The 15,395-nt window shown below is 52.7% G+C and carries 15 protein-coding genes and 1 riboswitch; of the genes, 7 read left to right on the top strand and 8 right to left on the bottom strand.

Annotated features, from left to right (window positions below; translation table 11 throughout):
- Positions 1 to 58 precede the first annotated feature (58 nt).
- Both HCZ99_RS01975 and HCZ99_RS01970 read right to left on the bottom strand, forming a co-directional pair.
- The gene (locus tag HCZ99_RS01975) at positions 59 to 514 is read right to left on the bottom strand and encodes a GNAT family N-acetyltransferase (protein WP_167445222.1); all 456 of its coding nucleotides are present in this window, start codon (positions 512 to 514) and stop codon (positions 59 to 61) included.
- Positions 515 to 691: 177 nt separating this feature from the next.
- The gene (locus HCZ99_RS01970) at positions 692 to 1,690 is read right to left on the bottom strand and encodes a tRNA dihydrouridine synthase (protein ID WP_167445221.1); all 999 of its coding nucleotides are present in this window, start codon (positions 1,688 to 1,690) and stop codon (positions 692 to 694) included.
- Between the two features lie 229 nt (positions 1,691 to 1,919).
- Here HCZ99_RS01970 and HCZ99_RS01965 point away from each other — a divergent pair, with 229 nt between their 5' ends.
- Both HCZ99_RS01965 and HCZ99_RS01960 read left to right on the top strand, forming a co-directional pair.
- Positions 1,920 to 2,072, top strand: a complete 153-nt coding sequence (locus HCZ99_RS01965; RefSeq protein WP_167445220.1) for a hypothetical protein — start codon at positions 1,920 to 1,922, stop codon at positions 2,070 to 2,072.
- Positions 2,073 to 2,298: 226 nt separating this feature from the next.
- Positions 2,299 to 2,454 carry a hypothetical protein gene (locus HCZ99_RS01960; protein ID WP_167445219.1) on the top strand — a complete coding sequence of 52 codons (156 nt, stop codon included), beginning with the start codon at positions 2,299 to 2,301 and terminating at the stop codon, positions 2,452 to 2,454.
- A gap of 50 nt (positions 2,455 to 2,504) precedes the next feature.
- On the opposite strand, the gene HCZ99_RS01955 is transcribed toward HCZ99_RS01960, so the two are convergent.
- From HCZ99_RS01955 to HCZ99_RS01935, 5 genes are all read right to left on the bottom strand, one after another.
- Positions 2,505 to 2,972, bottom strand: a complete 468-nt coding sequence (locus HCZ99_RS01955) for a DUF2269 family protein (RefSeq protein WP_167445218.1) — start codon at positions 2,970 to 2,972, stop codon at positions 2,505 to 2,507.
- Entirely contained in the window at positions 2,969 to 4,267 is a 1,299-nt protein-coding gene (locus tag HCZ99_RS01950) for an SDR family oxidoreductase (protein WP_167445217.1), read from the bottom strand. The genes HCZ99_RS01955 and HCZ99_RS01950 overlap by 4 nt, the downstream gene beginning before the upstream one ends.
- A gap of 86 nt (positions 4,268 to 4,353) precedes the next feature.
- Positions 4,354 to 5,415, bottom strand: a complete 1,062-nt coding sequence (gene meaB / locus HCZ99_RS01945; protein WP_167445216.1) for a methylmalonyl Co-A mutase-associated GTPase MeaB — start codon at positions 5,413 to 5,415, stop codon at positions 4,354 to 4,356.
- Between the two features lie 22 nt (positions 5,416 to 5,437).
- Complete coding sequence (gene scpA / locus HCZ99_RS01940; RefSeq protein WP_167445215.1) at positions 5,438 to 7,594, bottom strand: methylmalonyl-CoA mutase; 2,157 nt, start codon at positions 7,592 to 7,594, stop codon at positions 5,438 to 5,440.
- Between the two features lie 2 nt (positions 7,595 to 7,596).
- Positions 7,597 to 9,648: a methylmalonyl-CoA mutase family protein gene (locus HCZ99_RS01935; protein WP_167445214.1), complete on the bottom strand. Its 2,052-nt coding sequence runs from the start codon at positions 9,646 to 9,648 to the stop codon at positions 7,597 to 7,599.
- A 23-nt stretch (positions 9,649 to 9,671) separates the two neighbouring features.
- Positions 9,672 to 9,880, bottom strand: a riboswitch (cobalamin riboswitch).
- Between the two features lie 287 nt (positions 9,881 to 10,167).
- Between HCZ99_RS01935 and HCZ99_RS01930 the strand changes: the two genes are divergently transcribed.
- The gene (locus HCZ99_RS01930; RefSeq protein WP_167445213.1) at positions 10,168 to 10,590 is read left to right on the top strand and encodes a response regulator; all 423 of its coding nucleotides are present in this window, start codon (positions 10,168 to 10,170) and stop codon (positions 10,588 to 10,590) included.
- A gap of 71 nt (positions 10,591 to 10,661) precedes the next feature.
- On the opposite strand, the gene phhA is transcribed toward HCZ99_RS01930, so the two are convergent.
- Positions 10,662 to 11,546, bottom strand: coding sequence for a phenylalanine 4-monooxygenase (gene phhA, locus HCZ99_RS01925; protein WP_167445212.1), 885 nt, complete (start codon positions 11,544 to 11,546; stop codon positions 10,662 to 10,664).
- 148 nt (positions 11,547 to 11,694) lie between these two features.
- On the opposite strand from phhA, the gene HCZ99_RS01920 reads away from it, so the two are divergent.
- From HCZ99_RS01920 to HCZ99_RS01905, 4 genes are all read left to right on the top strand, one after another.
- Positions 11,695 to 12,174, top strand: a complete 480-nt coding sequence (locus tag HCZ99_RS01920) for an Lrp/AsnC family transcriptional regulator (RefSeq protein ID WP_167445211.1) — start codon at positions 11,695 to 11,697, stop codon at positions 12,172 to 12,174.
- A 136-nt stretch (positions 12,175 to 12,310) separates the two neighbouring features.
- Entirely contained in the window at positions 12,311 to 13,315 is a 1,005-nt protein-coding gene (locus HCZ99_RS01915) for an asparaginase (protein ID WP_167445210.1), read from the top strand.
- Positions 13,316 to 13,353: 38 nt separating this feature from the next.
- Positions 13,354 to 13,674, top strand: coding sequence for a YnfA family protein (locus HCZ99_RS01910; RefSeq protein ID WP_167445209.1), 321 nt, complete (start codon positions 13,354 to 13,356; stop codon positions 13,672 to 13,674).
- 359 nt (positions 13,675 to 14,033) lie between these two features.
- Complete coding sequence (locus HCZ99_RS01905) at positions 14,034 to 15,308, top strand: pentapeptide repeat-containing protein (protein WP_167445208.1); 1,275 nt, start codon at positions 14,034 to 14,036, stop codon at positions 15,306 to 15,308.
- Positions 15,309 to 15,395: the final 87 nt, after the last annotated feature.

The raw sequence follows: 15,395 nt of genomic DNA, 5'->3' as shown, positions 1-15,395 counted from the left end.
ATTGAATGAAAACGGGGTGGTTCATTGGACCACCCCGTTCTCGTTTTAGAGGGTACTTTTAGATCCCGCCGTCACGGCGCATCAGGATCAGTTCAAATGGTCGACCCTTATCATCGTGGCACCGCCGTGAAACGTCGCGAAAGCCAAGTTTGCGATAAAAGTCCGGCGCCAATTTATTCGCCGCATAGACTTCAAGTTCCAGTTTGGGTTTCTGTTGGCTGACATGTTCGACCAATGCCCGGCCAACACCACATCGATGATAGGCGGGATCGACAAACAGGCCGCCGATAAAACAATCAAGCAACCCGATGAAGCCAACCGGTTGGCCATCACACAGGGCAACGTGGTTTTCAGCCCTTGGCAGATAAACATCGCGCACGACGGCGCGCTGCGCCAACAGGGTGTCTTCGCCCAAAAAAGGATGGCCAAGGCGCGATGCCGCCAGCCAGATATCAAGCAAGCGGTCGGTATCGTTTGGGTCAAAGGCCCGCACGGTCAATTTAGGAAAAGTCATGGGATTTCCAGATCAGAATTTAATGCACAGATACACATATCCCGACACCCGCATGCACGGATGTTCAAAACAAAGGCAAAAATGTTGCGGTACTGTGCATAAAGCTCCTGTCTGGTGGGCAAACAGGATAATTCCCACTGTATGATTTTTCAATCGGCAGATTGGGAAAGCGGGGGCTTATTCCGCAGCCACCGGTACAGCTGTGCGCTGATTTTCCGGAAGGGCCATATCGGATTTTAACTTGGCACGCAGTTCACCAATATCGCGGATGCGCTTGATTTCATCAAAGCAGGCATTGCCTTGCGCGTGGCTTTTGCGGATCAGGGCCATCCACTGTTTGATCCGGCCTGCTTGATGGTTCTCGCTTGCACCGTCTTCGTCCATTAAATCGCAATAAGACAGCAGCATCAGCAAAACATCGGCCCAGCATTCTTTTGGCTTTGGCGTGCCGTTTTCAAATGCCTTGATCCGGTTGGCCAGATCAGGGGCCGCAATGGCACCGCGTCCGATCATGAAGCTGTCGCAGCCTGATATATCGCGGCATTTAGCGTAATCTGCTTCGTCCCAGATTTCACCATTGCCGGTCATGCCGATCGATATGGCGTCGCGGATGCGGGCCAGATATTCCCAGTGTGCTGGCGGTTTATATCCTTCAAGCTTGGTGCGGGCATGCACGGTGAGGTGCTGCGCACCGGCGGCTTCGACCGCGCGTGCATTATCAAGAAACAGTTCCTTGTCGGCATAGCCAAGGCGGATTTTGGCACTGACCGGGATGTGATCAGGCACCGCACGACGCACCGCGGATACAATCCGCAAAAGGTTATCGGGGCATTTCAAAAGCGATGCGCCCGCTTCGTGCTTGTTTACGGTTTTGGATGGGCAGCCAAAATTAATATCAATGCCCGGTGCGCCAAGGCTTGCGGCAAAGGCGGCATTTTCACCCATCAGTTCCGGGTCGTGGCCCATTAACTGCACCAGAACCGGTGTACCCGAAAGGGTCTTGCCGCCATTTAAAAGTTCGGGGCAATAGCGATGAAACACATGCGCAGGAAACAGGTTCTGCGACACGCGGATAAATTCAGTCACGCATAGGTCAAACCCGCCCGTCGCGCTCAGCAATTGCCGAACGCGCCAGTCCACAAGTCCTTCCATTGGTGCAAGCACCAGCTGCGTCATCGCGATGTTTCCTGTTTTCGAAAATCAGTTGGCGGCTTTTATCATAAACCAGGATTTGGTGCCGTTGAAAAAACACATCCCAGCATTGATCAGATCGGGCTGACCTTTGCTAAATGTGGCGAAAAAAGCGTATTGCTGACACCTTTCCAGCGAATTCGAGGGGTACTTTATTAAAATCAAAAACAACAAAGAAACGCCCGATCAAATGCATCGGGCAGGAGTGAAAAAGATGCTGTATATTTTTGAAAGTGCCTTCGATGAAGTTGAAGCCGTTTCGCGTGAAGCACGTTCGAAATTGTCAGGCCTTGAAAGCGCGTTGAAATCAACCGCCGAAAGTCTTCAGGTTCTTAAAGACCGCCTTGAACAAACAGCCGCTTCCTAACGACAAATACCTCTGCCGGTTTCGTGCCATGAGCGTGTTCCGGGGTGCCATGATGACGTCTTTGCAACAGCAATAAACGGATTTTCATCTGGAACCCTCCACCCCGCGTTCACGCTCATGGGATGAAACTTTCTGAAAACTTCGTCGCTGTCGTTGATTGCGTTTGATTAAAGCATCACAATGGATATTGTGCCACTGCAGATCAAACAAGAGGAGGTTGTCCGAGATGCTTTATATCGTAGAAAAAGCCCTGAACGAGCTTGAAGCCATGCCGCGCGAAAAACGCGAAAACCTTGCCCATCTTGATAGCGAAATCAATGATGCGGTTGAGAAGCTTAAAGTTTTGAAGGCAAAGCTCAAGGAAGATGCTGACGGCAAGTGATATTCAAGGAATATCGCGCGTGTGCAGGTCTTGAGTGACAAGGCCTGCACTCAGAAGTCTGGCTTTGAAATCATAAGCCAGACTATGAGCATGATGGCGATAAATGCTGGAAATCCAAATATCAGCCAAATGCGATAAAGACTTCGATACGTTGATGGTAGAGAGCTGTTTGTTTCGACCGCTTCATGGGCAATATCCCGAAGTCGAATTTGTATCCAGACAACTGGCAACCAGAATATTCCAACCACTACGTACAGAATCAACGAAGCCAATAGCCAAGAATCGGTAAGAGGCCAGCCAATCTCGCGGGCCAGAAAAAAACCAGTAATCGGCTGAAAGATGAATGCTGTTGCTGTAAATACGGTGTCTGCCAAAACGACGATCCGTCCGACGTGAGCGATCATCGCCGCATTTCCCCAGTGATTGGATAAGACAAAGAAAAACGCAATCCCTGCCCCAGTGCCAATCAATACACAGGCACCAATAATGTGAGCATAAAGAAGCAACTCGTAGGTCATCGTTCGTCCAATATGGCAAGCGTGAAAAGCGTCAGAACTATAGATGGGATGACTTTGATCAGAGGTCCAAGCGGATCAAGCCATAAGTCGGGTGCCGTCGCCAAGCTGCTCAGAAGGTAACCGATAGAAATTGTGATCATACCTAGACAAGCAACTCTACTGAACCTGCGTATGAGAATGGCTGCTCCCAAGCCGATATCAGCAATCGAACCGGCAAGGACGAGAAGTTTGCTTAACTCTGCGGGCATACCTCTGTTCGTGAGAATTTGTTGCGCATCAGAAAGTGCGTAGATGCCAATAATGCCGCTGCTCAACCAGAATATGGACAGAAAACATATTGCGAGTGGAAGCATGAGATAGAGCTTTGAAAACCATCGTTCCTGGATCGTTGCAGGCATTGAATCTAGAGTTTCATTTAGTGATCGGCACGCAAGACTTTCCGTTTTTTGCCAAGAGTAAGCGTCGCCTTTGATGCCATCTTTAAGTGCCTGCAGAGCGTTCGTGCGTAGTGGAGAACGCCAACCAAACAAACCGGTCAAGTCAGCAAACTTGCCGAGCAAAGCGATGGCACATTGGGGAACTACAATATTAATCCGCCAAGCGGGTAGGCCTAGCCAATCGCGAAAGTGACGCTTTAATTCGTCAAAGCTTTGTGAATTTTCCTCTGTCAGGTCAGCCACAGTCCGTTTCGGAATTAATCCGTTCGCTGCTTTGGCAACCGCGTTCGTTACATCGTCAATCGACACGGTTTGTATTTGAGAATCTGCAAAAATCTTTATGTTGGCGAATGGAAAAGCTGCGGCGGCGCGTAAAATTGCCGTACCACCATATGCTTGGCGACTGATGACAAGAGTTGGACGCAATATGTGCCAATCAAGTTGGCTGTCCATCAGGGTTTTGTCGCCGCGTGCTTTGCTCCTCATGAACTCAGTAGAAGCTTGCTCATTGGCACCTGCTGCGGAAATCTGGATAAATGTCAAATCTCTGCCATTGAGGGCCTCGGTAATGTTTTCCAGCAAAGTTACATGGATTGCTTCTAGGTTGTCTCTCGCACTTTCTTGAAGAGCACCCGCAGCATTTACGACTACATCTGCATCGGTCAATATTTCGGACCATTCAGCAACTGAAGTCTTGCTGATATCAGTTATGCGCCAATTGATGCGATTATTGCTAGACATGCCTTTCTGAAGCGATCGACCAACGCCGATCACATCAAACCCAGCAACAATAAGTTTTTGTATGCAGGCCGACCCGATCAGTCCGTATCCGCCAAGGACGTAAACCTTCTTCTTCATATCCCTTTGCCCTTTATGCGAACAGATCACGCAAGTACCCTGCTGCCATTTTAGACGGGCCAAGGTCACGAAGTCACTGGAAACAGTTATTGATTTCTATTTTCTCGTTTGATCAGGCCCAGCATTTCCTCGACCGCGGCGGTCGGGTTGGTGGTGCCCGAAAGTACATCCGCCTCAAGCGTTTTAAGCCGATTGGCGACGTCATCGCGTGCAGTGAATGTTTCAAGCAGCCGATCGCGCAGCATGCTCCACATCCAGTCATGTTGCTGCCGGGCGCGTTTGGCGGCAAATTCGCCTTCCTTGTCCATCACGGCACGGTGCTGATTAATCAGATCCCAGATATTATCAAGCCCATCATTGATCAGGGACGACACCATCACTGATTGCGGGCGCCAATGTTTGCTGCTGGGCTGCAAAATACGCAGGGCCGATGAATATTCTCGTTTGGCTTCGCGCGCCTTGGCCGGATCGGCATCGGCCTTGTTTACCGCAATTAAATCGGCGATTTCCAGCACGCCTTTCTTGATGCCCTGAAGCTCATCGCCGGCACCGGGCAGCATAAGGACAAGGAAGAAATCGGTCATTTGGGCGACCATGGTTTCGCTTTGCCCCGCACCCACAGTTTCCACCAGAACCACATCAAACCCGGCCGCTTCGCACAGCAAAATGGTTTCACGGGTCATGCGGTTGACCCCACCCAAATAGCCGCTGCTGGGCGATGGACGGATATAGGCGTTCGGATCAATCGACAATTCATTCATTCGGGTTTTATCGCCCAGAATAGAACCACCAGACCGCGCACTGGTCGGATCGACCGCCAGAACCGCGACCTTTTTCCCGGCCTTGGTCAGGTTTTTGCCAAATGCTTCGATAAAGGTTGATTTGCCAACACCAGGAACCCCGGTAATACCGATGCGCTGCGATCCGCCGGTTTTGGGCATCAATTCGGCCAAAACCGCCTGTGCTTGTTCGAAATGTTTGGGATTGCGGCTTTCGACCAGTGTGATGGCGCGTGACAGAATGGTGCGATCCTCGGCCAACACACCATCAACAATCTGTTCGGTTGTTAAAACACGTCTGCGCACGGCCTTCCGCGGGCTGATCGTGCCGCCCGATCCGGCCGGAATGGTGCGCAGGGTTTCTTTCACCGTCTATCCTTTGACTGTGCAGCTAAGCCGCTTCTTCGTCGTCTGTGTCGTTTAACTTTTCTAACAGGTCGGATGCGGCTTCGGCAATCACCGTTCCGGGCGGGAAGATGGCCTCAGCCCCGGCTTCGAACAGTTTGTCGAAATCTTGCGGCGGGATAACGCCACCCGCGACAATCATGATGTCTTCACGGCCAAGCTTATCAAGCTCAGCGCGAAGCTGTGGCACCAGGGTTAAATGCCCGGCGGCAAGGGAACTTGCCCCGACAATGTGCACATCATTTTCAACCGCCTGCTTTGCGGCTTCTTCCGGGGTTTGGAACAGCGGGCCAATATCAACATCAAAGCCGAGATCGGCAAATGCCGTCGCGATGACTTTTTGACCGCGGTCATGCCCGTCCTGCCCCATTTTGGCAATCAGGATACGTGGGCGGCGGCCTTCGTTTTCTTCAAAGGTTTTGATCAGGCGATCAACCTTGGCCAGTGCTTCGTTATCGGCACCAACCTCGGTTTTATAGACCCCTGAAATCGACCGAATAACCGCCTGATGACGGCCATAGACCTTTTCCAAGGCATCGGAAATTTCGCCAACCGTACATTTCGCACGCGCGGCCTGAACGGCCAGTTCAAGCAAATTGCCCTCGCCACTGTCCGCGGCATTGGTCAGGGCACTTAAGGTGCTTTCGACCATCGCATCGTCGCGCTCAGCACGTAGCTTTTCAAGTTTGGCGATCTGCTGACGGCGGACTTCGGCGTTGTCAACTTGAAGGACATCCACCGCACGATCATCGGTAACACGGTATTTGTTAACGCCGACCAGTGTCTGGCGACCGCTATCGATGCGGGCTTGGGTTCGGGCCGCGGCTTCTTCGATGCGCATTTTGGGGATGCCGGCTTCGATCGCCTTGGCCATGCCGCCCTGTTCTTCGACTTCTTCGATATGGGCCCATGCCTTTTCCGCCAGATCACGGGTGAGGCGTTCAACATAGTACGACCCACCCCAGGGATCGATGGCATTGGTCGTGCCACTTTCCTGTTGCAGGAAAAGTTGCGTATTGCGGGCAATTCGGGCGGAAAAATCAGTCGGCAAGGCCAATGCTTCGTCAAGGGCATTGGTATGCAGCGACTGGGTGTGGCCTTGTGTCGATGCCATAGCCTCAACACAGGTGCGAATGACGTTGTTAAACACATCTTGCGCGGTCAGCGACCAGCCGGATGTCTGGCTATGGGTGCGCAGCGACAATGATTTGGGGTTTTTCGGATCAAACTGTTTGATCATCTTGGCCCAGATCATGCGTGCGGCGCGCATTTTGGCAATTTCCATAAAGAAATTCATACCCGTCGCCCAGAAGAACGACAAACGCGGCGCAAATTGATCAATCGGCAAACCTGCCGCCTGTCCTGCGCGGGCATATTCAATGCCATCGGCCAGTGTATAGGCCAGTTCAAGGTCGGCGGTCGCCCCGGCTTCTTGCATATGGTAGCCCGAAATCGAGATCGAATTGAATTTCGGCATGTTTTGCGACGTAAACGAAAAGATGTCCGAAATAATCCGCATCGATGGTTTGGGCGGATAGATATAGGTGTTACGCACCATAAATTCTTTGAGGATGTCGTTCTGAATGGTGCCAGACAACTTTTCGCGTGCAACGCCCTGTTCTTCGGCGGCCGCGATATAAAGCGCCATGATTGGCAAAACGGCACCATTCATGGTCATGGATACCGACATTTCATCAAGCGGTATGCCATCAAAGAGGGTTCGCATGTCATAGATGCTGTCAATCGCGACACCAGCCATGCCAACATCCCCGGCAACCCTTGGATGATCGCTGTCATAACCGCGGTGCGTGGCAAGGTCGAACGCAATCGACAGGCCCTTTTGCCCGGCGGCAAGGTTACGGCGATAAAACGCGTTGGATTCTGCGGCGGTGGAAAAACCGGCATATTGGCGAATGGTCCAAGGGCGCTGAACATACATGGTCGGATAGGGCCCGCGCAAAAATGGCGGCATACCCGGCATGGTTTCAAGATGGTCAAGCCCCGCCAGGTCCGATGGGCCATAGGTTGGCTTAACGTCAATGCCCTCTGGCGTGGTCCAAGGTGTACTTTCGAACGGGTCTTTGGTCCCGGCAGATGCGCCGTCAAACAACGAAATGTCTGAAAAATCAGGAATGCGGGTCATGGTTATTTATCCCCCCGTACATCAGACGATATGTGATCCATTGCCGTTCGACAAATGCCCGGAACGTCGGACCCGACATAGATAAAATCATCAATACCAGCGGCCTCGTACGCCGCCTTGGCATCGCCCGGATGGCCTGCCAAATAGACCCGCGATGCGCCGGCATCTTTCAACGCCTTTGCCATATCGGCGGCCATGTCGCCATATTGCGGATCAGAACCACAAATTACCGCGATCTTTGCGCCGGATGCTGTAAACACCTTGGCTGCCGGTTCTGCGTCGGCAAAGCCGGTGTTGGTAATCGCCTCAATCCCGCAGGATTCAAAAAAGTTTCGCGCAAACATGGCGCGTGCGGTGTGCTGGGCAACTTTGCCAAGATTGGCCAAGAAGATCTGAGGGAAGGCCCCGGTTTTGCTTTTGTAATTGTCGGCCCGTTTGCGAAGCGCTTCAAACGGTTCGGACCGACGATGGAGTGTAAGGGCCGGGACGGTTATTGCCGCACTTGTCCCATACAGATCGGTAAACATATGGCCGATGGTTGCGCCATTACGCGCGGTATCCATCAGGCTTTCCAACGTGTTGCCCACGGTTTGGCTGTATTTGGTCTGGCGCGCTTTGCCATTGGCCTGAATGGCATCAAGGTCGGGCGCATCGCAGGAAACTTTGGTTTCGGCAATGTTTGGAAATTCCGAAACACCGGTTAGTGGATCGCGCCGGTTTGCCACGCGCTTTTCGCGGCTTTGCCAGACGGCTTCGATGTCTTTTTTCAAACTGCCATCGGCAAGGGCGGCAAGAATGCCACCGGATGCTTCAAGGGATTGGAATTTTTTCCATGCCACATTGGCAAGATCGCGGGTCATATTTTCGATGAACCACGCGCCACCGGCGGGATCAATCACCCGATGCACGTTGCTTTCTTCTTGTAAAATCAGTTGCGTATTGCGGGCGATCCGGCGGGTAAAGCTGTCGGGCAGGCCAATCAAATGATCATATGGCAGGCACACAACGCTGTTTGCTCCGCCCAGACCAGCGGCAAAGCTCGTGACTGTGGTGCGCAGCATATTGACCCACGGATCGACCTTGCTCATGGCGATTTCTGCCGAAACGGCGTTAATTGAAATCGATGCATCCTCGGCACCGGATGCGGCCAGAACGCGGGTCCACATCAGACGAAGGGCGCGCAGTTTGGCAATCCCGGCAAAGAAATCCGTCCCAATTGCGACGTTAAATGCAATAGCCCCCGCCGCCTGATCAACCGCCATGCCGGTATCGGTCAGCGCACGTAAATAGGCAACACCACTTGCCAGCAAACAAGCCAATTCCTGCCCGTCAGTGGCGCCCGCGTTGTAATAGGGCGCACCATTTACCGATATCGCCGTGCCCAGCGGGAAAAGATCGATGAGTTCGGCGCTGATTTCTGCGGTGTGGCGCAGGGCATCTTCGGCCGCACAGGGCAGGGTGCCCGTACTGGCAAGCGTTCCGATCGGATCAATGTTAAAGGCCGGGGCCGCTTCGTCAGCGCCGTCTTCATCCACCATCCGTGCGGCCAACATGGCCGCCGCCGGGATTGCCGCGGCACCAGCGTCAAGGGCGATGGTGGCAAGGTTGGTGTAAACGTCTTTTAGGGTGCATTCAAAATCGGCCAGACAATGAAGTGCGATGCCATCGACACCGACATCGCCGGAATTGATTTCACGGCCCTTGCGCGCACTGGCATCAAGTTTGAGCAGGATCGATGTCGCGCCGTTTTCAAGATCATCAAGAATTGCGCTATTGGTAACGACGGGGTCGGGATGGGCATGAAGTTGGCGGATGTCCCAGCCGGTCACTGTTTCGCGCGGTTCAACCGATGTGCACAGCACGTCATGGATCAGGCGCGTCGCATCATCCTGATCATCTTGGGTATACAGTGGCTGAATGGCAAAACCATCAAGCGTCTGCGTGACGAGCTTTTTCTCAAACGAGGCGCCTTTCAGGGCTTCTTCGGCAAGCTTGCGCCATCCTGCATAATCCGCAGACGGAAATTCTGATGCCAGCTTAAGCGGGTCTGTCATGGTGTCTCCCGGTCGGAACGTTTCCGATTAATCATAGTGCAACCGATTCCCGACTCCCGGTACACCCCGCCCGGACCCGTTCATGCTGTGGAAACCAGATCGGTGATCTGACTCGTGGCGTGGTAACGCGCACCTACAGTTGCGGGGGCAGCTCCGGTTTTGATGCGTCGGGTTTAACGCTTCGCACCGGATTCCCGACAAGGTTTCCCTGATCGCTCTCGCGACAAGCAGATTTATAGCACCTGACTCTAAATCCGTAAATAGGCATGGAAATACCTATTTAGACGAAGACTACACCTGTGGCGTCTTTGTTTCGTAGCGTCAAGTGTCGGAATTAATAAGGTTTTTGCCTGTTACGACAACCATGGAAAGCAAGTATCGCATCCTGCCTTGCACGGGAATTTGGCGAGAACATGAAAAAAGCGGGGCAATCGACAGCAAATAATTTCGCTGTTTAACCAATTTGACATTTTCATCTGTCAATTTCTGCGTGTCCCAACTCTCGGAGTATCGCAATCCATGAACGCGCTCAGCGCCATGTCGTCCTATACGCGTCCTGACGGACTCGTTGCGTTTGCAGACGACAGTCCCAGTGCCAAAGCAGCCCTTGAAACAGTGCTGCGCCGTGCCGGATATGACGTGGCAAGTTTTGACTGTGCTGACGATCTGATTGATCAGCTCGACGGGCTTTATCCCCGTGCAATCATTCTTGATATCGAAATGCCCGGGATGAGCGGATTCGAAGCGTTTTGCGAAATTCGCCGCCGGTATCCCAGTGCGATTAACGTGCCGGTCTTTTTCTTTTCCGCCCATTACGATTCGGATACCCGCGCACAGGCCGATGCCCTTGGCGCGGCTGATTTCATCAGCAAGGACGCTAGCCCACGGGTGGTACTAGAGCAACTTAAGCGCGTATTGGGCAATCCAATGAGTGCGTGTTAACCCGCGCACCCACTGACATCCCCCAATACACGATACCCGATACATTCGATGTGCTCCGAAAACGCCCTGCTTTAAGCGGGGCGTTGTTGCATCTGGCCTGCTTTATCAGACGCCGCAATGGCAGCAGCATCGCCATGCAGATGATAGATTTTGTCAGATGGCAAAGTTGTCTGCGGATCAATCGGCGTTTGACCGATCAACCGATCATAAATCGGGGCAAGCGGGGTTTTCATCGCCTCAAACAACTGATCATAGCTTTCCAAAACGAAATAGGTTTTCTGGAAATCATCAATTGCGTAATCGGTCGCCATCACCCGCTCAAGGTCAAAACCGACCCGGTTTGGGGTTGGATCGGTGACTGAATAAATGGTTTCGCTTTGCGATGACAACATCCCCGCCCCATAGGCGCGCAGTCCTTTGTCGGTCATGATCAGGCCGAATTCGACCATATACCAATACATCCGGGCAAGGTTCTTAAGCCCGCCTTTGGCAATGGCCTCGGGGCCCTTCGCCCCATAGGCGGCAAGATAATCGGCAAACACCGGATCATAAAGCATCGGCACATGGCCAAAGAAATCATGGAAAATATCGGGTTCCACCAGATAGTCCATTTCTTCAGGCTTGCGCAGCCAGACCGTCACTGGGAACCGGCGATTTGCCAGATGATCAAAAAAGACATCATCGGGGACAAGGCCCGGCACCGCGACCAGTTGCCAGCCGGTGGCGGCATGAAGATGTTCGCTGACCCGACCAAAATGCGGGATCCCATCGGCGGCATTTAGCTTTGCCAGATTGGCGATATAATCATCCGCCGCATAGCCGGGCAGGATGTCAGATTGGCGGGCATAAAGTTTGCGCCAAAGGTCGTGTTCGGCATCGCTATATGCGTGCCAGTCTTGTGCAATGGTGTAGTCGTCACGGATATGGCTGTAATCGCCACGCAGATCGTTTCCCATAAGCTTGGCCTTCCTCTTTTTCGGTTTCTAATGCCGATTTACAAGGATCATTTTACATCACATCCAATGTCATTTTCTGGCGAATAAAGTAACGTTTTGCGTTAGGGTTGATTTTAAATGACCATAAATAATTAACTTGGGGTGGAAAATGACGGAGATAACCTTAAGCGCGACAGACATCCGTATTCTTCAAATTTTGCAAAAAGACGCATCGATCAGCAATGTGCAGCTGGCTGAAATGGTTGGCATGTCACCATCGCCCTGTTTGCGCCGTGTTAAGCAGCTTGAAGCATCCGGCGTTATTCAAAAGCATGTCGCCTTGCTCGATCGCAAAAAGCTGGGATTGGGTGTTTTGGCGACCATTCAGGTCCGTCTGCAACGCCACACCGAAGAAGGGGCGGAGGATTTTGCCAAGGCCATGAACGATCTGCCCGAAATTCTGTCTTGCTGGGCGATGACCGGGCGGCAGGATTTTTTGTTGATGGCAGTGGCTGGCGACATCGAAAGTTTCGGTGATTTTGTGACCCACCAATTGCTTTCGATGCCCAACGTTCGCGATGTGCAATCAAGCTTGGTTCTGAAAGAATACAAAAACCATACGGCCATACCGTTGCCAAAGGCACCCTGATCGCCCGCAAGGTGGCCTGCGTTCTCGCAGGTGCAAGACGGGCGATGCTTGCTTTTAGGGGCGGCTTTGGGCATACGGATGGCTAAGTTTAAGATGAAGGCTATTACACAAGTCCCCTCACTGCCGGAGCGCAATTATGTCCCATGCTGCCAACCCGATCCTTGTCGAAGCCACCCGTGGCGAGATGGTCGAAAGTTTTCATCGTGGTCGATATGTTGTGATGAAGTCCGATGGCACGGTTGTGGATCAGGGCGGGGATATCGATGCGTTGATGTATCCGCGATCGGCGATCAAACCGTTGCTGGCCATTCCATTGGTCGAAAGCGGTGCGGCGGATGCGTTTAAGCTTGAAGACAAACACATCGCGCTGGCCTGTTCGTCACACAATGGCGAAGAAGAACATGCCAATACGGTTAAGGCATGGTTGGAAAGCATCGGGCTGTCGGTTGATACCCTTGAATGCGCGCCGCATTACTCGATCCATTCGCCTGCGGCGATTAAGCAAGCATCGGGGCAGGTGACACTGACCAAGGCGCATAACAATTGTTCAGGCAAACATTCCGGGTTCCTGACGACCGCACAGCATCTTGGCGATGATCCGGCGGGTTATACCAATGAAGCCCATTCCGTTCAGCAACGCCTAATCAAAGTGCTTGAAGAAATGGGTGATTGTGATTTGTCGTCGACCCCGCGCGGCATCGATGGTTGTGGCATTCCTGTCATTGGCATGCGCCTGCGTGATCTGGGGCTTGCCATGGGGCGGATGGCCGATCCATCGGGTCTTGATGCCAAGCGCGCTGATGCGATCAAACGTATCCGCAAGGGATGTGCCGCTGCCCCGTTCATGGTGGCGGGGACCGGGCGTTTTTGTACCGGTATCATGGAAGAATGCGGTGAAGACGCGCTGGTCAAAGTTGGGGCCGAAGGCGTTTATTGCGCGGCCTTCCCAAAACAGGGTCTTGGCGTTGCACTTAAAATCGATGATGGCACCCAACGCGGGGCCGAGGTCGCCATGGGCGCGCTGTTGCGCAAACATGGTGTCATTGACGATGCCCAGGCCGAAACGCTGAAAAAGTACCTGACACCGGTTTTGACCAACTGGGCGGGCAAATATGCGGGCGACTTGCGCCCGGCGTTCTAAGGTCTTTTAAAGAGGCTACCCGGTCCAAGGGGGATGTGATGCAGACGATCTTGGCCTATATCGCAGCGGCCCTTGCCGAAATCGCCGGGTGCTTTGCCTTTTGGGCATGGTTGAAATCGGGTAAATCGGTGCTGTGGGTGATCCCCGGTATCGCGTCACTGATTGTGTTTGCCTGGTTGTTAACCCGCGTGGACGCGGCCTTTGCCGGGCGTGCCTATGCGGCCTATGGCGGGGTTTATATTGCCGCCTCAATTTTCTGGCTGTGGGTTGTCGAACGCGCCGTGCCTGATCGTTGGGATTTAACCGGTATGGCGATCTGTCTTTTGGGGGCAGGGGTTATTTTGTTCGCGCCGCGCTAAAACCCATCTCATCGGGGGTGAATGAACCTGCTGCTTGCACCTGCTTTATCGCCCCGTGACACCAATTAACGTCGTCACAGCACACATGCTACGCGACTCGCCAGATAATTCGTATTAGTTGATTATTGCATGCTAAATATTTCGTGGGGTTGCGTCATTTTGCTGCGCGGGCACAGCGCAAAACGGCTGGTTCTGTTTTCCCTAAGTCTATGTAAATTCTGTTAAACCATTGTTGGGTTTGCTTAAATTAGGGAATGCGCAAGTTTTATGCGGGTGCTCATGCTGAAATAGGGATAAGATGATGGGCAATTCAACCAAAATGATATTCGGACTTTGACCAAAGCAGGAGCAGACGACACATGACGTCACGGGCAGAATTAATTGACGCCATAAAGAAACATCAGCTCTATCTTTCCAATAAGCCCGGTGGCGAGCGTTTACAGGCGCGCAATGCAGACCTTTCGCGCATTAAAATGAGTAAAATTAGCCTTCTTGATGCAGTGTTGCCGGGGGCTAATTTCATCAAGGCGCATGTGCGTGGGGTCAATTTCGATTTTGCCGATTTGTTCGGGGCAAATTTTGTTGAAGCCGACCTTGAAGGATCCAGCTTTGTCAGTGCCGATTTGCGCGGTGCCAACATGGCGCGCGCCAAATTACGAAACGCCAATTTGACCCGTGCGGATTTAAGGTCGGGGGTTATGGTGGTCCTTGATGAGGGCCGCGAAACCACCGTTAAAACCTCCACCGATTTGACCGCAACCGATCTGGAAGGATCGATGATGTGGGGGGCGAATTTGGCGGGAACCAATCTTAGCCGTTCCAGCCTTGCCAACAGCGATATGAGTGATGCGAACCTGTTTGCAGTTAATCTTGAGGGGGCAGACCTTTCGGGATGTAACCTGACGGGGGCGAAGCTTCGCAATGCCAATCTTAAGGGGGCCCGTCTTGCCGAGTGCCGATTGGTTGGCACGGATTTAAGCGGCGCCAACCTTCGCAATGTTGATTTGGGTAAGGTCGATTTGGGACAGGCCAATATCGCCAATACCATTGGCGGTGGGCAGCCTTCCATGCCGTTGCCAGATGATATTCGCGGCCTGATCAATGCGCATAGTGAATGGTTGACGACAGCAGGCAAAAGCGGCGCGCCACTTGACGCGCGTGGGCTTGATCTTACCGGGATGGATTTCTCTGGGCTTGATTTGTCTGCCGCCTGTTTTGATGAGTGCATCCTGCGCGGGGCATTGTTTGTCGATACGATCCTTGCCATGTGTTCGATGCGGGGTGCCGACATGCATAAGGTCCGCATGAATGGCGCGATTATGGATGGCGTGCGCATGGCCAAGGCCGATTGCAGCAAATCCGTCTTTCAGGGGGTTAAGTTTGGCGGGGTTAGCCAACGCGACAAAAAGGGCGTTGAAACCGGCTCTGTTTGGCGGGCGGATCTTTCCCAAACCAATTTTCAAGACGCCGATTTGCGCAATTCGCACTTTGATCAGGCCAATATGACCGGTGCGAACATGAAACAGGCCAACATTGCCGGTGTTGCCTTTGGCGATACCGACTTGGCCGGGGTTGAGCTGGAAGGGGCCAATGTCGGTTCTGTCCTAAATGGGAATATCCCAGTTTATCGATAAGCCAACACCGCGCAAAATTGTGCCCGAAAACAAAAACGCCGCCTTTCAAAGGCGGCGTTTGTCGTGTGTGGATATCTTCTGGCCGAC

The organism is Thalassospira lucentensis (assembly GCF_011806425.1).
GTDB classification, from domain to species: domain Bacteria; phylum Pseudomonadota; class Alphaproteobacteria; order Rhodospirillales; family Thalassospiraceae; genus Thalassospira; species Thalassospira lucentensis_B.
Note: the sequence above shows the minus strand (reverse complement) of the source record. Positions and strands in the feature narration are given on the sequence as shown.